This window comes from Ureibacillus sp. FSL W7-1570 (genome assembly GCF_038593265.1).
Classification (GTDB): Bacteria; Bacillota; Bacilli; order Bacillales_A; family Planococcaceae; genus Ureibacillus; species Ureibacillus suwonensis.
The window spans coordinates 1846325-1866964 of sequence record NZ_CP151979.1; the positions used below are offsets into that span (position 1 = coordinate 1846325).

A 20640-nucleotide genomic window follows, 5' to 3' on the forward strand; every position below is an offset into this window, starting at 1 on the left:
TGTCTTCCCCCATTCGCTTTGCTTTTGCAAACTGAATTGTCATGTAAAGTTTATACCCGCGCCAATTTCTCGGCCGTATAATCATAACCAACGACTTCCCCTTTTGGAGCGCCGGTTGATTGTTTATCTTGCTTATACCCGAGCAGCGGGAACACGAGTTCAGCAAATTGATATGCTTCCTCCAAATGAGGATAGCCTGATAATACAAACTTATCAATTCCAATTGACTGGTATTCGCGAATGCGTTCCGCCACCGTTTCCGGATCGCCGACAATCGCTGTTCCGCAGCCTCCGCGCACAAGGCCGACTCCTGCCCATAAATTTGGATATATCTCCAAATTGCTGCGATCCCCTTTATTTAACTCCGTCATTTTCTTTTGGCCGATTGAATCGTAGCGGCTAAACACTTGTTGCGCTTTTTGAATCGCATCCTCATCCACATATTTAATTAGGTCATTGGCAGCTTTCCACGCTTCTTCATTCGTTTCGCGGACAATGACATGCACACGCAATCCAAATTCCACTTCACGGCCATGTTTTGCCGCTTCTTCACGCACTTTGTCAATTTTCTCTTTCACTTGTTGAGGCGGTTCTCCCCATGTTAAATACACATCGGAATGTTTTGCCGCCACTTTGATTCCCGCATCGGATGAACCCCCGAAGAAAATCGGAGGATGAGGTTTTTGGATGCCAGGGAACATGATTTCCCCGCCTTCCACTTTTAAATGCTTGCCTTCATAATTCACTTTTTCCCCTGCCAATAAGGCACGCCAAATATCCAAAAATTCATCTGTCACTTCATATCGTTCATCGTGGGAAGCGAAGATGCCATCACCTGCAAGCTCCACCGGATCTCCTCCGGCAACAACGTTAATCAATAAACGTCCGTTTGAAATTTGATCGAGTGTCGCTGTCATGCGTGCCGCAACAGTCGGTTTCATCACCCCTGGACGGACCGCAATTAAAAACTTCAATTTTTGCGTAACTGTGGCCAGCGCTGACGCTGTCACCCACGGATCATTGCATGGCTTGCCCGTCGGTATTAATACCCCTTCGTAGCCCAGCTCATCAACTGCTTGAGCTATTTGTTTAATGTACGGGAAATTTGTTTCGCGTGCACCTTTCGTTGTAGCTAAATATCTGCCGTCTCCATAAGTTGGAATAAACCAGAAAAAGTCCATCACACTCTCTCCTTTTTATAAGAATTTGTTATTCAACACCTTCAAAGTTGGTTTGCCATTTCAGCAATTTTTTCTCCAATAAACGGACAAGGGAATCGGTCAGTTTACCAACCACCCCGAAAATGATAATGCCGACAAACACCTTATTTGTCTGGGAAAACTGCCGTGCATCCATAATCATATAGCCGACACCGGAACTGGAACCCATCAGCTCAGCTACGACAAGGCTAAGCCAGGCAATCCCGAGCGATAGGCGGATTCCGACAAGAATGTGGCCCAGTGCAGACGGCAAAATTAATTTTGTGAGCTTTTTCCATCTGTTGAACTCCAGTACTTGCGCCACTTCAAAAAGCCTCATATCAACTGAACGTATGCCATTATAAGTGTTCACATATAACGGAAAAAATGAAGCGAACGCAATGAGCAATATTTTCGATAATTCATCAAATCCAAACCACAAGATAAATAATGGAGTCACCGCCAAACTTGGAATTGTTCGCAACATTTGCATCGTTGGATCCAAATAACTTTCAAATTGCTTTGAGAAACCGACAAGAAAACCAAGAATTAAGGCGATACTTCCTCCGAGCAAAAAGCCGGCTGCAGCACGATAGATGCTAATCTGCAAATGTTCCAATAACACGCCGCTAATAATCAAGTGATAAAAAGTGGTTACAATTTGAAGCGGGCTTGGAAGGACTGTAACGGAAACAAGACCGCTTGAAGAAACAATTTGCCAAATGATGATGACAACTAGTGGGAAAACCAATCCTTTTCCCCAAGCGGCTGTTGATTTTCTCGCTTTTTTCCCGCTTGCAATCGGCTGCTTCATTGCCTGTGCACGGACCAAATCACTCACCACCTTTTAACAGTTTTTCAGCAAATTTGTTCTCCACTACTTCTTCTACATTGATTCCATTGCTAAACACGCCTTGCTCTATAAATAAATCCGCCACTCTTTGTTGACTGGAAATGACATCCTCATCAATTACTTGCATTTCATATGGTGTATTTTTTAAGACTTCCTCCACAATCACCGGGTCAATTCCTTTTAGGTCCGCAAAAAATTGGACCGCTTCCTCAGGATTCTCATTCAACCAATCGGTCGCCTTTTTATAAACTTCCAAATAAATAGATACCAACTCCGGGTTTTCTTCAATAAAATCTGTACGAGCAATTGTAAACACCGGACTAAATACGCCAATATCCTCACATTTGATCAATGCTTTTGCATTGTTCCCAACAGTCTGATATGAAATAAACGGTTCCCATGTAGCCCATGCATCAACCGAACCATTTTCAAAGACCGGTTGAGCCTCATCCGGTTGAAGTTGAATAATTTCAACCTTTGATGGATCAACGCCTTCCTTTTCGAACGCTTCATATAACAAACCGTAAGCACTGCTTCCTTTCGCAACGGCAACTTTTTTTCCTACTAAATCTTTAATAGATTTAATGTCGCTATCTTCCGGAATTAAAACTGCATTATTGGTTTTACCTTTGGATAATAACGCTATTTCTTTAAAATCAATGCCTGCCGCTTGCCCTGAAAGCGGTGGTGTATTCCCTACTTCTGTAATATCCAACTTTCCTGCGGCAATACCTTCAAATTGAGGGGGACCGCTTTGGAATTCAGTCCAAACAATTTCAACTCCGACCTCTTTAAACGCTTCTTCCAACCAACCTTTTTCTTTCGCTATCCATAAAGGAGATAGAATTTGTTGAATTCCCAGATTAATTGTTTTCGCTGAAGATGTGCCTTCGCTGTTGCTTTGGCTTTCTGAACCGGATGAACAAGCCGCCAACAGCAGGCCGATGATTGTCAGTAACAATAAGAATCTTTTTTTCATACATCATTCCCCCTAAATCCCATATCCGTCGATATATTTTTCATTTTCCGATTTTTCGAATTCTTGCAACACCCGCTGCCTTATCTGCTGATAAGCCGGGCTTGTTCTTGAGCGTGGATAACTTAAGTCAACATGCACAAGTTTTTGGATTCTTCCCGGATTTGCACGCAATATTGCGATATCCGTCCCAAGATATACCGCCTCGTCAATATCGTGGGTTACAAGCAGCATTGTAATGTTTTTTTGCTGCCAAATATCGATGAGAACATCCTGCAAATGCCCGCGTGTGAATGCATCAAGGGCACCAAAGGGCTCATCAAGCAACAAAATTTCCGGATCCCGGATGAGTGCCCGCGCAATGGCCACCCTTTGTGACATACCGCCTGATATTTCGCTCGGATACGCCTTCTCATATCCTTTTAATCTAACGATTTCCAGCATTTCATCTACCTTTTTGCGAACTTCCGGATCTTTCAAATTCAAGTCTGCCGCTACATTTTGTTCAACCGTCAACCATGGAAATAAACGATGCTCTTGAAAAATAAAACCTTGGGCGATTCCCGGTTTCACGATTTGACGGCCATTTACCAGCACAACTCCCCGATATTCGGTATCCAGTCCAGCTACAATTTTCAACAAAGTACTTTTACCACATCCGCTTGGACCGATAATGGTTAAAAAATCACCTTTATTAAGATGCAAATCAATGCCATCAAGTACAAGTTTGCGCTCTTGTTCCATTTGAAAGCTTTTTTCAAGGATTTGAATTTGTACCCCCATAAATAACTTCCTCCCAACAAAAAAAGACAACAAGAGACCCCCATCATGGTACAATGCCATGAATGAAGACCTCCAGTTGTCTGGTAAGTCTTGTTTACTATCCTTATTTACTTACTAGGTATTTAAACAGATAAAAGAACGCCGAAAAGAAGCGTTTTTCAATATAAAGTATTCTTATATGTTTAATATAAAAATATTCTATTAGAATGTCAACATTTTTTTAATCCCCACAAAAACGCATCGATATGTTAAGACCCATGCCAATCCCGTTACAATTGCTCAAATTCAACAAGGCGTATAACTGTTTCATCAACGGAATGTATATGTTAATATTTTCAATAATAGAAAATAAGGATGTGGAAATCATATGGATTTTTCAAATAAAACCGTGATCGTTACAGGCGCTGGGAACGGGATCGGAAAAGGGATTGCGTTGCTTTATGCGGAAAAAGGAGCCAATGTCATTGTCGCGGATGTTGATGAAAAAGCAGGGGCAAAAACGGTGGATGCAATCAAAGAAAAGGGTGGAAACGCGCTTTTTGTCAAAACGGATGTCAGAGATGAGGAAGAAATTGTCCGCTTAATGGAAATAGCAAATCTGACATTCGGCCGAATCGATATTTTGATCAATAATGCAGGGGTATCGGTATTCAAGTCCCCTTTTGAATTGCCGATCGAAGAATGGGACGATATCATCAACACGAATTTAAGAAGTGTCTTTTTGGCATCCAGGGAAGCGGCAAAATATATGCGGAAGAACAAAGCAGGCGGTTCCATTGTGAATATCGCCTCCACAAGGGCCATCATGTCCGAACCGAATTCGGAAGCTTACGCCGCATCAAAAGGCGGAATCATCGCTTTGACCCATGCCCTTGCCGCTTCATTCAGCGAATATCGAATTACTGTGAATGCCATTTCGCCGGGTTGGATTGAAACAGGCGACTATTCAAAGTTGCGTAAAATCGATCACGAGCAGCATTTATCCAAACGGGTAGGAAAACCGGATGATATTGCGCGGGCATGTTTTTATTTGACGGCGAAAGAAAATGATTTCGTCACAGGTGTTAATCTGATTGTAGATGGCGGAATGACAAGAAAAATGATCTATGAGGAATGAACAGTCAAAGGAAGGAGGACCTTGTAAACACCCAAATGGCTTTACAAGATCCTCCTTTCCCCATTTCATATCACCTTTGTGATTTCCATATTCTGCTGTTTCATTTTTCGTACCCACTGCAATAATGAAGCCGCCATGAAGAAAAGTCCGGTGATCAATGGAATCCAAAAGAAAGGACTGTCACCAACAGTGAAGGAATCGGAAACGATAATACTGAAAAATAACAAAATCAATCCCAGGCTGCCCCAATAACAGATTGCCCAATTCGATTTCTTTTTTGTCAGAACAATGCCTGCCACACTTAAAATATAAATGAAACTCACAATCATCATGGCAGGAAATAAAGGTCTAAATTTTAATGCATAAACAAAATAATCCAATTGGTTGATATTCCGTCCATCCGTAATTTCTTGCATCATTAAATGTGTAAACGGAGTTGAATATTTCCATTCAAACGGGTTTTCCACTATTTCGCTTCCTTCATACCATGCGAAAAATGTGGAAAGAACAAAAAGTGCCATTCCTATGATCATTTGCAATCCATATTTACCCATCGCTACCCTCCCAATAACTTTACATTTAAGACGTTGCAGTTTCCCGGACGTTTCATCCTTTCTATGAATTTTATCGCCTTCATTCAATTTCTTTCATTTATGAATAAAGAAAAAAGCACATTTTCCCCTATGGAAAAGTGCCTTTCATTGTAATAATCCTTCACTAAAAAACTTGATATCCTGCGAACTTTTATTTCAAATGATATGTATGCTTTCTATTCATTTGTTGAATTTGTCTGAACCATTCTTTTTCCTTTTCTTCTTTTTCCAGGGTGGCTGTAATGGTAATGGAACAATCCAAGCACAGTTTGGAGTAGTTTGTGATTTGTCCGCATCTTTCACAGGGTGCGCCAAGGTTTGGGAACAATGTAGGTTTTAATTTTCCCGTTTTCACCCACTTATGTATAAGCTCATGAGAAACACCTGTTTTTTCGACCACTTCCTCATTGCTGAGCAGCCGATGATTTTTTCTTAATAGGAAGTGATGCAATTCAGAAAAAATTTCTTCTTCCGATAAATCCAATTTTTTCTTGATAGGCAGTTTCATTTCAACTCCTCCTTTCTTCCTGATGTCATCCTTCTCCTACAACCGTTTGATGGTTGTACTTGAAGTCATCCCACCGTTTTTTTGCATAGTTGCGGTATTTATTTGAAACTTCTTTGCCTGTGATCAATCGGGAAAATCCTCTTTTCGCATCCTCAATATCCCCTAATCGCAGACTGATTTCAGCAATCAAATATTGGATCCTTTCTTCGCTTTCTTTACTTTTTGTATGGGATTTATTGAATAGATCCCTTGCAGCATGGAGGTAACGATTCTCAGACTCCTTATCATGTATTAATCGATACAGCCAGGCGATTTTCATGGCAAAGTTGGCCAGAATCAGCGGTTCTTCCATTGAAACTTTCGCCACCAAATAAGCCAATTGAAAACTTGCGATCGCTTCAGCAACCGTCCGTTCTTTGCATAGGTCCATCACTTTTTGCAATTTCTTTATATAGTCTTCTTCAATAAGTGACATAAAAGGTCCGTAAGTCCGGGTCATGGATTTATGGAACGCATAACCGCAATGGGGGCAAACGGCGACTTCGTAAAAAAGTGGATTTAACCCTTCGTAAATCGGCATAAAATCCGAATCTTGCCCCGCGGCTTTATAACGGCCGGGGCGCACTTTATACGTTGTATATTGCTTTTTGCAAAAATTGCATACAACTTTACTTTCGTAATAATCATAATTCATTGACATACGATACCAACCCTTTTAACTTTACTGACATCATGTTGTAATAACAAACTTAACATTACGAAAAGACCAGGAATTTTTATTAAAATCCACCTATATTATGAATCTAAAGTCTTTTTTATATTATAACTTTTTTCTCGTATTATTGTTTAGGTATTTAGGTATTTTTAATTAAATATTAAAATTTTATTGGTAAGAAAGGCGTGTTTCAGCTGTTAAAAATAGGAACCCTTCTCTTCAATTCCTGGCACTTTTCTTCGTGCAAAATATCGTCAATCAGAAAGCCAAAAGTGGATGCAATCAACGGTTGCGTCATTTGCTGTCGGCACCGACATGATGTATCCTTGACTGTATCACTCTTTTCTACGGGATAAACAATCCATACATAATCGGTAGCAACCAATATTTACACCGATCGCTAATGACAGTTGCGGGTGAATGGCAAAAAAATCCCGGGCTCTGTTTCAGATACCCGGGATCCAAGTTGTTTTTATTCTTCCGCTTTGATCACCAATTTTACGATGGATATGAACGCCCCGTAAAGAACACCTGCAACCGGCCATACAACCCACGTATTGTCCCAATTCTCGCTAAAGAGTGACCATGCAAGGTAAATGGCAACGACCACACACCAATAAGCACCGCTGATTCTTCCAATCACAACCGATGATTTTTTCTTGCCTAATGTGTATTCCCCTTCTTGAAGAAGTTTTTCATAGCTTTCGCGGATGATTCCAACTCTTACAAACATATTCACGGCAATCGCAATTAAGACTAAAAGTAACGCAACCATTGACGAAATGATATAAACTTCATCTATAAGAAAACCGCTGATAATTAGTGGCAAGCAGCTTAAAATGCAAAGAATGACACCAATGGTAATCGATAAGTTGAACTTGCTCATAAAGGCATTTTTCTTCTCCCGCACCATGCCGCTTACTCCATATTCCGTTTCAATGGCCTCTTTATCTAAATATTTATACTTTTCCCCTTCATTCGCACATTTAATAAAAATATAAACGCCCACGGCAATCATGGATAATAATGCGGTAATTCCAATTCCGCCGGCGGCATTTTCCGAAATGCCAATGATCTTGCTGTTCGCCAGTCCTGCCAAAAGGATCAATAACACCGGAGAGAGGATGCATAAGGATACCCCAAAGGCAATCAACGGTGCATGTTTTTCCTGCAATTTTAAAAATTCCGTCGCTTCTTCCATGCTGACTTTGCGAATTTTTACGGGCACTTCCGCCACTTCCGTCAAAGCTTCCGGCGTTTCCCGATTTTCTATTTCATCCTTCAATAAATAATCCGTTGTCACTCCGAACAATTCCGCCATCTTGATGATGCGGTTAAGATCCGGAACCGATTGGGCACTTTCCCATTTGGACACGGACTGTCTTGATACTCCAAGCTTTTCCGCCAACTCTTCCTGGCTCCAGCCATTCCTCTTTCTTTCTTCAATAATTTTGTCCGCTAATATCATGTTCATCATCCTTTTTTATTTTTTTGATTGTCTTTCCTTTGTTCAATCACATCCTACTCAAAAGTTCAGTTGCACTCTATAAAGCGGGATTGGAAATATGTCAACTGGCGGTTGCAACCCGCATGATTACTGGATTTTTTTCATATGTATTCTTTCCTTATAAAAAGAACACCTCCAGATAAAAACTGAGGAGATGTATCCAAGATGTTCCATTATTTTATTTCCTTGACCCATCTTTTATATCCAAAATCATCTGATCATATGCCAATGGACCGAAACCCAAACTTTTGTATAATTCAATGGCCCTTTCATTCTCTTTTTCCACTTCCAGCCTCAATCTTACAATTGAAGAATCAAGTGTTGTTTTGAGATAATGGAAAAATTCTTTCCCCAATCCTTTTGAACGATATTCCTCCAAAATATAAATTTCGTCAATCCAGAGCATAATTCCTCCCGCTTCTTGGGAATACATTTTTGAAGTGATCGCATATCCGACAGGCTGGTCATTATATTCAAAAATATACCCTTCCAGATACACATTGGAGCGCATGATTTCATTGAACGCATCAATGTGATGTTTTTTCGGGATGGGATGCAGTACGGCATCAGAAGCATAAAATTGCTCCGCCAAATAATAGAAAATATCCGCATCCTCTTTTTTCATTTTTCTGATCATTAGACTTCACCATCTTATAATCTTTTTATTATGCCATATAAACGCACATCATCGATGATAATGGGGACCATCCACTATCCCGGTCCAATAAGGATTGGATAGAAAAATGCAACCCTCTGCTTTTAAGCTTAATTAATACTTAATCAAAAACGTTAAACAGTTCACATGCACTGATACTTTTTATCATAAAAAAGGAGAGGGGTGGCCGGAATCTCCCTCTACTTATAAAAATCTTCATACATTTTTTCTAAAATTCGCCTTATAATTACAGGTTAATCACTAAAGGGTAACAGACATTAAAGCAACCTATTCAGGTTTCTTCAAAATAAATAGGATCAATGATATAATATGCAGGCCTTTTTCCAACTTGTTTAATTAATTGTTTTTCCAGTAAATCTTTTGCAATTTTTCTAACAGTTACTTCAGATATATTCATTTCATTGGACAGTTCTTTAACAGATAGACCATCATTAAAATGAAAGAAATGATTTTGTACTAAAATAAACATAAATTCAAAAGATTTTTCTTTTTTAATCCTAGTATCTTTTGTTAATTTATCATAAGCGCTTTCAATTAATTGAACTTTTTCTTTTAATTCAAAAAGCATTTCTTTTAAAGTTTTTAAAATAATTTCTAAAAATGTATCAATGAAATAATTCATTTCCCCTCTATTTGCAATACTATTAGTAATTTCGAAGGCTTTTAAATAGTTTGTCTTATATTTGTTACAACCCCTTGATAAAGAAAGTGAGGGGATATTGCCTAATGTTTTTGATAAATATAAGCTACTAATAAATCTTGAAGTTCTCCCATTTCCATCATAAAAAGGATGTATATAACCAAAAAAGTAATGTCCTATTGCTACTTTTATTATTTCTGGAACTTCATCAGACTGATTCATAAAAACTAATAATTTTTCTACTTCATTTATAATCTTTACTTCCGGAGTTAACCCTCTATGTATAACTTTACCGGTACCCGATTTTTTTAATACATGTGTAACTTCTTTTCTGAAAATTTCTCCATCTGGTAATTCACTTTCCTCAATTTCACCTTCAGTTATTTCATCATATATTTTCCTTATATTTACTGGACTGGCAGGGAGCGACGTATTTCCATTAATTAAATTCATATATGACTTTACCATACTATTAAATCTATTATTAACATGTTTATTCATTTTAATGTTTTTAACACTTCTAGCAATTTCTTCTTTTGAACTTTTTACCCCTTCAAGTTCATTGGTATTAAATAATTCTTCAACTAAACATTCAAGAATGAAATGGTCTTTTGCTACTTTAGGTAATTGATTAAAGATAAAATTTAATTCTCCGGATAATTTATAAATTTTAGCTACAATATCAATTATATAATTAGTTGGAACATAGAATAGTTGAAATGATTTTGGCTGATTCATTGGTTTTATAAATAACATTAAACGTTTGGCAGCATCTGAATTTATTCTTTGTATATATTTATCTTCAAATTCATTTTTTTCTACTTCATAGAAAAACTTATATAAATATCTCATGATTCATACCTCCTTTTGACACTGAAAATGTAACTTTTTTAATATTTTTACATATTAATTTTAAAAATTCTACTTTTATTTGTATTTTTTTCGATTTTTTTATCTTTATAATTCACTTGATTATTTTTACATGTGCTCCACATTTACATCTGCCATGACCATTTTTTTTAATTTTTATCTTTCTATTACACGAAGGACAATTTATTATCATAAGACTGCCTCCTATTGATTGTTAACAATCCCATTATGGGCAGAAAAAAATAAGATTATTCTTAGATTGCACTTTTACATATCTTTTCAGTTGAATATAAACAGGGTTCCATAAATATTGAATTATTGTCTTTTACATATTATCTAAATGTTTTAATTTTGCTTTTTATGACTTCTTCTTTTTAAAATAAACGGGTTTGGAAAAGGTGTACTGCCAAAATAAAAACCGAACGATTACTTGAATCTCTACTATAACAAAAAGATTCAGTATCGTTCGGTTTTTATTTTGAATCCAACCTAGTATTAGACTATAATTTGATCTTGCACTTACCAGCATATTAATTATTTCAGTTTTTCTAAAATTTCCCGGATAAATGCAGGTTCATCTTTTGGTGTCCGGGATGTGACGATGTTTTCGCTCACAACCACTTCTTCATCACGATAGTCTGCACCAGCCAGTTTTACATCATCCCGAATGCCGATGTAGCAAGTCGCCGCTTTTCCTTTTAAAATATCCGCGCTGATCATTACTTGCGGACCGTGGCAGATTCCGGCAATCAATTTGCCCTGTTCATTGACTTCTTTTACGAAACGGACAACATCGTCATTGACCCGCAATGCTTCAGGCGAACTTCCTCCCGGGATGACAACCGCATCAAAATCTTCCGCTTTCGCTTCACTCGCTCCGATATCCGCCGTATACGAAACCGTCCCTTTTTTCCCTTTGCACTCCGCACCTTTTTCCAAGCCGACGATCACTGTTTCATGCCCTGCTTCTTTCACCGCTTCATATGGATTTTTCATTTCCGAATCCTCGAAGTTATTTGCAAGTAAAAATGCAACCTTTGCCATTAGAAAACCTCCTATTAGTAATCTTATAATATTAGTATAATTTATTTTTGTATAAAATTGCAAAATATGAAGTTTCCTATAATTTCATTGAATCGATTATCTCATCCGTTTCCTTATCCAATAGTTTTTAATTTTCCTATGGGAATGCCACTTTTTAATTACCACGCAAAAAGATTTTCCAGCTAGATGAACGTGTTTTTTAGACACCAATGGCATACCCCAAAAATGAGTGGAACAGCATTGATTCAGGCGACAATAAATCAAAACTTCCAAATAAAAGGTTCAGAAATAATGTCGGTATAAAAAATACAAGCATGCAGCCAAGAGGATACAGAAGCCCTTTGTATTGATGAAACCATTTATCGATCAAATGGATAACTCCTAAATAAATTGGAAAACAGATTGTTAAAAAGATAATTCCGCCATAAAACAAGATGGCAGCCAAATCCCCGCCTAACGTTTCATTCCACACCCATTTTAAAATAAGCATGTATGAGAAGATTCCGGCAATAAACGATAACACAGGGCTTAAAATATACAATCCGATATTTCTCATCAACACGCGCCCCCTTTCCAGTTATTGTATATGCTTTTAGAAGAAAGTAGAATACAAAAAATCAAAAATATAGGCGCAGCCACCCCTGCAAAAACATAAAAAATCAAACCCCTTTTGCAAGGGTTTGATCACAAATTCCATTTATATAAGCTTATTTTAATAATCACCGGATTTAATCAGCTGTTATTTTATTTTCCAATAAGTCCGCGTCCCATTATTAACTAAAACCGCATAAGTCGGCACTTGAAAAATGATAAGAAATAAGGTGAGCAGATCAATGGAAGAGGCCGCTGCATTTAAAAGTATGAAAAACTTGAATGCCGGTGTAAGCAGGCCAAATTTCCCCAATAATAGCGGGAACAGGACTGAAATGATTAGGTAAGGCGTTACCGTAACCAGAATAAATCTCGATTTGGTTATTTTCTCTTCTGTTGTGACAAACGCTCCAAATCCATTTATTCCCACATAGGTTTTCTTCGATTGAATAAAATTTGGTATAAAAATTAAATGAAGCAATTCATGCAGCACCAATAAAAGAAGCAACCATAAAAATGAACTGATAGGAATCGAAAAACGGATCCGGTCATCATGAATCCCAAACTCACTAAGCGAAATGCCAGAAAAGGTTTTGATAATCCAAAACGAAATGCATACCGCAATCACCATAAAAGGGATGGATAATAAAAATGCTCCAAGAAAAGTTTTTGGTTCTTTTAAAGGATGCCATTGCGCCCGAATCAGCTCTTCGTGTTTAACAGGATCCACATTGGGCAATTTCCTCACGAATTTCATTTCCCTCAACCCGCTTTTATTAACAAATATCAATTTTCCATTGTTTATTTTTATGTTCCAAATAACCTCTCACTTTTGCTCTTTGTTTGTTTCGTTCCAGATTGTTATACATCTCATCCATATTTTTGTAGTGGCCAATCACGTAAAAATATAAACCGACGGAGCGGCTATCCCGAAAAATATGGGAAAAATCGATCAGCAATCCTTCTTTCGTGAATTCAAAGAGCTGATTTTTCACCTCATCCGACATCGGATAAATTTTTCTTCTTTTATTCGTCGAAACGGCCCCGATAATTTTATTGGCGATGATTTCTTTAAATGTTGAAAGGTCCCGGCAATAGAGTTTGCAAAACCATCCGTCGTCATGGGCCAGATAGACAAATTGATTATTGATGCGGTCAAAAAAAGGCGATTTTAACGGTTTGCAAAAGTGCGATAAGTACAACACTTCCGCCTGCTCTTCCGGCGTACACTGGTTCAAATCTTCTTCATTGCTGTAATCGATCCAATGGAAATTGCCTAAACCGTAAATGTCTTCTTCCGTCAGTTCCAAAATCCCCTCTTTTCCCTCTGCTGTTTCAAAGTTCCAATGATAATTAAATCCGTTTGTAATAAATTGCCCGTCCGTAATTAAAAGATTTTCCAATTCCACGGGGCAATACTTGATAAATTCTTGAAACTCCATGCCATAATAAATGAAAGATTGCTCTTCAAAATTGGCATTGATATAAAATACATCTCTCAGTCTTCTCATCTTCTCCATATCCTCTACTTACTTATGTTTGTTTGAAAGTCACTTTTATTTAAATTTTTTTAAAAAACGAAATTTATCCTGGTTTGAGAGAGGGAGGTCATTGACATTATTGCTTTTCTGATTTAAAGAACTGCACTCTGTTTTTCCTGGAAAAAAACAGGAGAAGGAAACCGATGAAATAGGCAATGCAGGATGCAAAAAACAAACGGAAGATCCCCGGTGTTCCAAATAAATAAAAACTTATTGGCAAGGACAAAATAAAAGCGATGAACATCAGATACTCTTTTTGGATGAATGAAGAAAAGATTGCCAATAACGCAGGGAGACACAACATCAAAAATGTCGTCATCACCGTATTTCCTTCAACTGGTGTGGATGAATAAGGATTATAAAAAACAAAAATAACCCACAAGCCAATACTGAATAATCCAGCTATTACACCAAAAAGGATGCCGGCAAGCCTCACTTTCAACCCCTCCTCTGTTTTCAAATCCGTCATCGTTATTCCCGCTAAAAAGGAACCTTTCAGTATTTTACTGCAAAATATCCCTTAAATTTCAAGGAGAAGAAAATATTTTCAACCCTTTTCTAAAATTGTACCACTATTAATCATTTTAAAACATCTCTATCTAATAAAAAATTCTGACATTTATTTCAAAACGAACTTTGGAAATTTCCTATTCATAATAGTGATCTGTTTCTCTTAATGGGACTTCAATCTGGCATGATACTTTTCCCTTTGGCGATTATGTTCTTCTCATCGGCGATTTTCTTATCCAGATTGGCGATTAACTGACTTTGGAAAATGTTTTATATTAACAGCCTGAAAATAATCGAGCAGCCGTTTTCCAAACAGTCAATGCTTTTACCTTTTTATCTAAGTATTTTCATGTTATTCAATCTTCCGCCATATAATGATCGTTGTATGCCAAGCAAAGGAGGAAATGTGTGCAGGAAAAAGAAGTGCGTCTTCAAAAGATTCAACACCTTGCCCATGAAATTATGTATGAAATCAATTCTTTGGAAGACCAGAGGCAGTTTGAGGATTTAAGGGTTGTAGTTGACAACCTGTCCCGCGCAATCGGTGAATTTGCGGATCCATACGGCTGTTTTTCTTTGGATTACATTGAAGATAAATTGGAAAAATCTCATTCGATCATAAAAAAGCACAGAATTCCCCATATTGGTACACAAGGAAAAATATAACAATCGCAAACATTTGAATGAAAATGATACTAATTATCAATACTATAATTGAAAGATCCGAGAATATTCGCATTCTGATAAGTCACTGCTCCTTAAATGCCGAAACAAAAAATTAGCCGTCCAGAAAGTGTCCGGCTTTCGAGACGGCAATAAACATTAATTCTCCGGTGTGAATGTCTTGCAATCTGTTTCTTCGGTCGTGTTCGCTTCTTTTCCAGTGTGGCTGACTACGTAAATTTTTTCGGCTGAACATTTGTTTCCATCAACCCAATACTTGCAATTGTTTACCTCGCAAAGGATTTCTTGCGTCATTTTTTCACACCTCCTCTATTGAAATCTTTGACAAATTTCCGCGGGTTCATACTTTATTGATTTCCCTTACCCGCTTTCTTAACATGTATTAAGGTTATTTTTTTGAAACATTCTGCCTTAATTTCTTAGTCCAAACCGTTTATTCATCCGAATGGTTTCAATGAGAGTGCAATATTTATCGGCAAAATAGATAATCATCGCTTCCCTGCTTTTTGGGATTTTTGAAATTTTGATTGGCCACATATGGCTCCGCAGTGTTTCATTATCCCACTTTTCCGCATGATTGCCGGCCATCCCATGATCCGCTTCATCAGAAGCATCTCCCGTCTTCCATTGATGGAGAAATAAATCGTGAAGCATGGCCGCTTCCACCAATTCCTTTTCGTTCGCGTTGAGATGTAATTTTTCGTTGATCAAATAACTGATCCAGGCCACATTTTCACAATGTTCCCGCGTGGTGGTCGCACCATGCTCGAAGTTTTTATCCATCTGTCCGGCCATATCCGAATTGTAGTAATCCTTGATCAGTTCGATAAATTGTTTTTCCCGGAGATGCTTGGCTATGCGGCTTTTCCGTTCAGGAAGTTCAAAAACGACAATGCGTTGAATGGCTTTATTGAAAAAAGCGGTTTGATAGTTATAAACCCGGCTCACAATGTCCGTCATACGATGCTGGAAGGCTTCATCTATGGAAGAAACCCGTTTTTGGAAATCGGTCAGTGACGAAACGGTCAATGTTGTATCGATGGATATCATGGAAACAAGGATAAGGGCCAGTATATTCAATACAGTTTCAGGTATCAAAGTAAGCCATTGATCCGCCAAAGGAATCAGGCATTTCATCAACAAAATGGCGGCAGCACCAAAACCGATGGATGTTGGCACACTTGTCCTGCCGTTGATGTTCAAAGGGTAACGGCTATAATCCCACCATCGGGCCTTAAACAGTTTTTCAAGAATCCAGGAAGTCGGATATTCTAAAATCATACTGGCAATAAAACCAAGGATAAAAATCATCCACCAATCAAGATCTGGCACATATCCGTTTTTTATTAAATCAAATAGGAAATACCCTAATAACGAACCACATCCATAAATGGGACAAATCGGGCCATATAGAAATCCCCGATTCGCCCACTTCCGTCCCCGTATAGTGCAATAAATGCTCTCCCAAACCCAGCCAAGAAAGCTGAACAGAAAAAAGGCGACAATATATTTATTCAATTGATTTGTGTGAAAAATGTTTGGAAGAGTTTATACATACGTTTCAAATTAAGCCGGATATCGGATATAGATAGCGGGATATCTGCGAAGAGGCTGGGACATAACTAATAAAGTGAACGAGCTGCAAAAAGAATTTTTGTAAAAAATTGATTGGAGTGACGGGGCGACTCCTGCGGGAACAGCCCGAGTCTCGAGAGCCCGCAGGAGCGAAGGATTGAGCTCCGAGGAGGCTCGAGCCGGGCCCGCGGAAAGCGTCCCCGGAACGGAAATCAATTTTCTTCAATTATCAAAAAAACACCATTTTCTCCCGGGAGAAAATGGTGTTTTTATCTTTTGTCCCAGCCTCTTTTTACTTTAAATGTGAAATCCGTTTTCTCCTTCACAGTTCAACTTTTTGTGTTCCAAAATAATAGACATAGATATCTTCCATTCTTGGTTCCACGTTCACAGCAGATTCATTCGGTTTTTCCTCTGAAATAATGCGCAACTCGATGTCATTCCCTAGTTGATGAACATTCGATACAGCATAGTTTGTTGAATATTTTTCCAATTCCTCTTCCTGAATACGTAAGCGCCACACTTGATTTTCCAATTGTCCTAACAGCGCGCTTGGTGTTGCCTTTTGAATCAGTTCACCTTTTTTGAGCAATAACACTTCATCCGCTACATACTCAATGTCGGATACAATATGGGTTGATAAAATAATAATCTTATTCTTTGAAAGTTTGGATAAGATGCCTCTTAATCGTATCCGTTCGCTGGGATCTAATCCTGCCGTCGGTTCATCCAAAATCAAAATCTCCGGATCATTCAGCAATGCTTGTGCAATTCCGATTCTCCGTTTCATTCCACCCGAAAATCCTTTCAGTTTTTTCTTCCGTACCTCCGTCAAACCAACCATGTCCAATAGCTGTTCTACCCTTGACGCAGCTGTTTGTCTATCCAGCCCCTTTAAATTGGCCACATATTTTAAAAATTCTTCGGCCGTAAAATTCCGATATCCATGAAATTCCTGCGGCAAATATCCTAAAACATCCCGATAACGTTCCCCCAATGCCGAAATATCCCGATGATTATAAAGAACCCTGCCTTTTGAGGGAGCAATCACATCAACCAATATCCGCAATAAAGTGGTTTTTCCAGCTCCATTTGGACCGAGCAGTCCGTAAATGCCGGGAGACAATTCACAATTGATATTTTTCAATGCTTCAAACCCTCTATAATGATGAGTGACGTTTTCGATTTTTAGCATCATAGTTCGTGTCTCCTTATCTGTAATGTAATCGTCAGCACCAAAACACTTGCAAGGAAAATTCCATACCATATCATTAAGACCATAAATTGCGAATCAAGGACAATGTCTTTCGCCCTGATGAAGTACGAGAAAAATCCTTTTTCCAAAAACCATTCCAAAGAATACGGCTGAAGAAGATTGCCTCTCAACAAGTAAGTTGTTCCAAATAAAATTCCGCATAAAACTGCGGCTACCATGTGGGATTGAAATACCGTACAAACACAAGCCGCAAAAACGGAAAATAATACACTCCCCGCCCACACATAAGGAAAACTTTCCAAACACTCTACTATAAAGGTGATAGATAAATTTTCATAACGGTTGAAAATAAAGAATCCCAAGACTTGAATGAATAAAAATAAAATCGCAATGCCTGTTGTATATAGAGCGTTTGCCAGCATCCTGAATAAAAACAGCCTGGCTTTTCCGCTTTTCGTCGCCAGAATAGCCTCTTTCACTTTCTCTTCTTCATCCCAGGAAAACAATCTTGTATTCACAAATAGAATCATAAATCCTATCATCAATGAACCTATTAAATGCCAAAAGCTGATTGATGTCATAAAAAAGCGATCTGCCCCCTTTTGTGCGGCAAAATATAGCCGAATCCCCCAAAAACTCATCAATGCCGCAAAAAGAAAAAGATTCCACCGATTTTTTGCAAGTTTCTTAATTTCCCACAGAAGCATATCTTCTCCACCTGCCAATGGCAAGATTAAAAGCAAATAGCAACAAAGCAAAAACCATGAATAGAATATATATTTCACCTTCCGAGAATGGTGATAACCCTTCCAAGTATTGATGACCTAACATCCCATTAAATCCATAATCATAAATATTTCGAAGATAAACATCCAATTTCATTGATCCAGTGTAATAACACAAGTATTTATCATACAGTTCTTCCAGCGCAAAAACGCTTCCTGCAATCATCATGATAAAAACGCTTCGTTTTATAAAGAAGGATAAAGCGAGTATACACAACGAAAAAATATAGCTTGCCAACACCATATAGCCGAACTGAAAAAGCAAAAGTTGGGCAAAGGTCCAATCGGGGTTGGCATTGATGAAATAAACAGGAGGATTGACTTTAATTTGATTAAATGCCCCTGAGATAGAATATTTAGATACCAAGGTAAAAAAGCTGACTAAATAAAAATACGAAACGATGAGGGCACAATAAATGAACATAACTGCTTGTTTCACCATTAATAATTGGACTTGTCCCTTTTTATACGTCAATAACAATTCATTCATTTCCTGTTCCCGCTCAATTGGCAGGCATTTTGCACTTCCAATTACAACCAATACAGCAATCATCCAAAATCCGAACCAAGGAACTGCATCTAACATTGCTCTCCATAATCCGGAAGTCGGATTGAAGGAATCCCCGGTATCCCGCAAACCTAAATAGTAATAGACTGTACATAAAAAGAGAGCGATATATATTTCCGGCTGTTGAAACAATTTTTTCATTTCCGTCAGCCCCAACTTAATGAAACTCATAAGGCAACCTCTCCATTCTCCAAACCCTTACCAACCGAAAGACTAACAACGCCAATAAAACAACGTTGATTACGAAATAAACCAAATAATTGATTGATAAAAGGACCGTTCCAACTGATGTAGAGATTGATAGTAAAACAAAGAAAATCCAAATGAGTATAATCACAGTCCAGGACAATACATCCCGATATCGAACGCTTAGAAATAATAATGTTAAGCTAAACAATAGAATGGGAGTCAATCCCAAACTTGCAATCCGAAAGATGGACAATGACAGTTCTACATGATGGATAAGTATCATATAAAACACGGTGCAGGTGTAAATGACAATGCTGCTGATCGTCATGGCGACAATTTTGGAAAATAAAATTTGTTGAAAAGAATATTTATAAGTACATTCCAATTCAACCATATCTTCGGTCTGTTCATTCATGAAATGCCAACCGATGACCAATATAGGAAGAGGTGATGTGAAAATAAAGAACAGCCATTTCTCCATTGTTAAAGGAAGTACCGTATAAATGAAAAACATAAGTAAGATGGTCATACATAATTGCCGTTTATAATGCCACAACAAATCGATAAATGCTTTCCAAATTAGTTCTTTCATTAAAACGATGGTTCTTTCCCGTCGAATCGGCATGTATGTTTTTAGCACGTCAATCGTTTCTTGCTTATCCCCTTCATGAATTTTGGGTAATGGATATGTTTGAAGAAGCGCTTCAAGTTTATCCTCAAAATTTTTGTTCTGTTCCAACTACTTTCCCTCCCTCATCTGTTTTTTCACTTTTTCCAAACCTTGCCGAAGCCTGGATTTCACAGTTGGTATGGGGGTTCCTGTAATTTTTGCGATCTCTTTCGCTGTAAATCCATAAATATATTTCAAAATGATGGTGTTCTTTTGCGTATAAGGCAATGCATTCAACATTTCTTTGACGACAGATTGATTGGCAATATGTTCACTGATATCCGCCCCCACCTTTACATTTTCATGCTCTATAGAAAAAGAAATGAAGTGCTTATTCTTTCGAAAGGAATTCATCGTATGGTTATGTGCAATTTTGAAAAGCCAAGCTTTAAAACTTCCTTGTTCTTTATATGTAGGCAAAGCTTTCAACATGGCAATAAACACTTCTTGTGTAATGTCTTTCGCTTCCTCATATGAACTGCCTAAACGGTAAATATAGTTAAATATTTCATCGTAGTAACGGCGGACGAGCATTTCCATCGCCTGCTCATCTCCAAGCAAAATTGACTTTATTAATGTTCCATCATCCTCTAACATGGCAAAACCTCCATCTACCTCTTAAACACAAATTATAAGGAAAAGGATTTAAACTTTTTCTACTTTTTTAGAAATTTGTATAAAATGTTAATTTCTTTAATATTTCCGGTATATGGATCCATACTTTTCCTAAAAAAAACGACTTCCGGAACCGGAAATCGTTTAAGCGGCGCTAAAACATCTTCATTATCTGCATCTCTCGCCTTTGGCATATATAAATATTTAGTTTAATA

24 protein-coding genes are annotated in these 20640 nt (G+C 37.9%); 2 read left to right on the forward strand and 22 right to left on the reverse strand.

The genetic code is table 11. The annotated features are described in order from the left end of the window. Window positions 1-50: 50 nt before the first annotated feature. Genes ssuD through NST13_RS09250 form a run of 4 tightly spaced genes read right to left on the reverse strand, consistent with a single transcriptional unit; the run spans window position 51 to window position 3811 of the window. Window positions 51-1181, reverse strand: a complete 1131-nt coding sequence (ssuD, locus tag NST13_RS09235) for an FMNH2-dependent alkanesulfonate monooxygenase (RefSeq protein ID WP_342580479.1) — start codon at window positions 1179-1181, stop codon at window positions 51-53. A gap of 28 nt (window positions 1182-1209) precedes the next feature. Next, window positions 1210-2013, reverse strand: coding sequence for an ABC transporter permease (locus NST13_RS09240; protein WP_342581835.1), 804 nt, complete (start codon window positions 2011-2013; stop codon window positions 1210-1212). A 19-nt stretch (window positions 2014-2032) separates the two neighbouring features. Beyond that, complete coding sequence (locus NST13_RS09245) at window positions 2033-3031, reverse strand: aliphatic sulfonate ABC transporter substrate-binding protein (RefSeq protein ID WP_342580480.1); 999 nt, start codon at window positions 3029-3031, stop codon at window positions 2033-2035. Window positions 3032-3043: 12 nt separating this feature from the next. After that, window positions 3044-3811 (reverse strand): ABC transporter ATP-binding protein, encoded by a 768-nt coding sequence (locus NST13_RS09250; protein WP_342580481.1) that lies wholly within the window; start codon window positions 3809-3811, stop codon window positions 3044-3046. Between the two features lie 367 nt (window positions 3812-4178). Between NST13_RS09250 and NST13_RS09255 the strand changes: the two genes are divergently transcribed. Further along, on the forward strand, window positions 4179-4928 hold the full coding sequence (locus NST13_RS09255; protein ID WP_342580482.1) for a glucose 1-dehydrogenase: 750 nt from the start codon (window positions 4179-4181) through the stop codon (window positions 4926-4928). A 65-nt stretch (window positions 4929-4993) separates the two neighbouring features. Here NST13_RS09255 and NST13_RS09260 read toward each other — a convergent pair whose 3' ends face one another. The 11 genes from NST13_RS09260 to NST13_RS09310 form a co-directional block, all read right to left on the reverse strand. Further along, entirely contained in the window at window positions 4994-5482 is a 489-nt protein-coding gene (locus tag NST13_RS09260; protein WP_342580483.1) for a YjdJ family protein, read from the reverse strand. A 190-nt stretch (window positions 5483-5672) separates the two neighbouring features. After that, on the reverse strand, window positions 5673-6029 hold the full coding sequence (locus NST13_RS09265; RefSeq protein WP_342468414.1) for a hypothetical protein: 357 nt from the start codon (window positions 6027-6029) through the stop codon (window positions 5673-5675). 25 nt (window positions 6030-6054) lie between these two features. Continuing rightward, window positions 6055-6729, reverse strand: a complete 675-nt coding sequence (locus NST13_RS09270; RefSeq protein WP_342580484.1) for a DUF2225 domain-containing protein — start codon at window positions 6727-6729, stop codon at window positions 6055-6057. Window positions 6730-7216: 487 nt separating this feature from the next. Further along, on the reverse strand, window positions 7217-8212 hold the full coding sequence (locus NST13_RS09275; RefSeq protein ID WP_342468412.1) for a helix-turn-helix transcriptional regulator: 996 nt from the start codon (window positions 8210-8212) through the stop codon (window positions 7217-7219). A 217-nt stretch (window positions 8213-8429) separates the two neighbouring features. After that, window positions 8430-8888 (reverse strand): GNAT family N-acetyltransferase, encoded by a 459-nt coding sequence (locus NST13_RS09280; protein ID WP_342468411.1) that lies wholly within the window; start codon window positions 8886-8888, stop codon window positions 8430-8432. 310 nt (window positions 8889-9198) lie between these two features. Beyond that, the gene (locus NST13_RS09285; protein WP_342580485.1) at window positions 9199-10419 is read right to left on the reverse strand and encodes a Fic family protein; all 1221 of its coding nucleotides are present in this window, start codon (window positions 10417-10419) and stop codon (window positions 9199-9201) included. A gap of 552 nt (window positions 10420-10971) precedes the next feature. Beyond that, complete coding sequence (locus NST13_RS09290) at window positions 10972-11481, reverse strand: type 1 glutamine amidotransferase domain-containing protein (RefSeq protein WP_342468408.1); 510 nt, start codon at window positions 11479-11481, stop codon at window positions 10972-10974. A gap of 199 nt (window positions 11482-11680) precedes the next feature. Next, window positions 11681-12037, reverse strand: coding sequence for a hypothetical protein (locus NST13_RS09295; RefSeq protein ID WP_342580486.1), 357 nt, complete (start codon window positions 12035-12037; stop codon window positions 11681-11683). Between the two features lie 183 nt (window positions 12038-12220). Beyond that, entirely contained in the window at window positions 12221-12829 is a 609-nt protein-coding gene (locus NST13_RS09300; protein WP_141601930.1) for a DUF3267 domain-containing protein, read from the reverse strand. A gap of 19 nt (window positions 12830-12848) precedes the next feature. Next, window positions 12849-13583 (reverse strand): hypothetical protein, encoded by a 735-nt coding sequence (locus NST13_RS09305; RefSeq protein WP_342580487.1) that lies wholly within the window; start codon window positions 13581-13583, stop codon window positions 12849-12851. Window positions 13584-13689: 106 nt separating this feature from the next. Beyond that, window positions 13690-14082, reverse strand: coding sequence for a hypothetical protein (locus NST13_RS09310; RefSeq protein WP_342580488.1), 393 nt, complete (start codon window positions 14080-14082; stop codon window positions 13690-13692). A gap of 449 nt (window positions 14083-14531) precedes the next feature. Here NST13_RS09310 and NST13_RS09315 point away from each other — a divergent pair, with 449 nt between their 5' ends. Beyond that, on the forward strand, window positions 14532-14789 hold the full coding sequence (locus NST13_RS09315) for a hypothetical protein (RefSeq protein WP_342468403.1): 258 nt from the start codon (window positions 14532-14534) through the stop codon (window positions 14787-14789). A 156-nt stretch (window positions 14790-14945) separates the two neighbouring features. Here the strand turns inward: NST13_RS09315 and NST13_RS09320 are convergent, their stop codons facing one another. The 7 genes from NST13_RS09320 to NST13_RS09350 form a co-directional block, all read right to left on the reverse strand. Continuing rightward, on the reverse strand, window positions 14946-15101 hold the full coding sequence (locus NST13_RS09320) for a DUF1540 domain-containing protein (RefSeq protein WP_342468402.1): 156 nt from the start codon (window positions 15099-15101) through the stop codon (window positions 14946-14948). A gap of 117 nt (window positions 15102-15218) precedes the next feature. Further along, window positions 15219-16325: a hypothetical protein gene (locus tag NST13_RS09325; protein WP_342580489.1), complete on the reverse strand. Its 1107-nt coding sequence runs from the start codon at window positions 16323-16325 to the stop codon at window positions 15219-15221. Between the two features lie 379 nt (window positions 16326-16704). Beyond that, window positions 16705-17580 carry an ABC transporter ATP-binding protein gene (locus NST13_RS09330; RefSeq protein WP_342468396.1) on the reverse strand — a complete coding sequence of 292 codons (876 nt, stop codon included), beginning with the start codon at window positions 17578-17580 and terminating at the stop codon, window positions 16705-16707. Further along, a complete protein-coding gene (locus NST13_RS09335; RefSeq protein WP_342468395.1) occupies window positions 17577-18305 on the reverse strand; it encodes a hypothetical protein in 729 nt (242 codons plus the stop codon). The genes NST13_RS09330 and NST13_RS09335 overlap by 4 nt, the downstream gene beginning before the upstream one ends. Continuing rightward, window positions 18286-19122, reverse strand: coding sequence for a hypothetical protein (locus NST13_RS09340; protein WP_342580490.1), 837 nt, complete (start codon window positions 19120-19122; stop codon window positions 18286-18288). Before NST13_RS09340 ends, NST13_RS09335 begins: the two co-directional genes overlap by 20 nt. Further along, a complete protein-coding gene (locus NST13_RS09345) occupies window positions 19109-19879 on the reverse strand; it encodes a hypothetical protein (RefSeq protein ID WP_342580491.1) in 771 nt (256 codons plus the stop codon). The genes NST13_RS09340 and NST13_RS09345 overlap by 14 nt, the downstream gene beginning before the upstream one ends. Then, window positions 19880-20407, reverse strand: a complete 528-nt coding sequence (locus NST13_RS09350; protein WP_342468392.1) for a sigma-70 family RNA polymerase sigma factor — start codon at window positions 20405-20407, stop codon at window positions 19880-19882. Window positions 20408-20640: the final 233 nt, after the last annotated feature.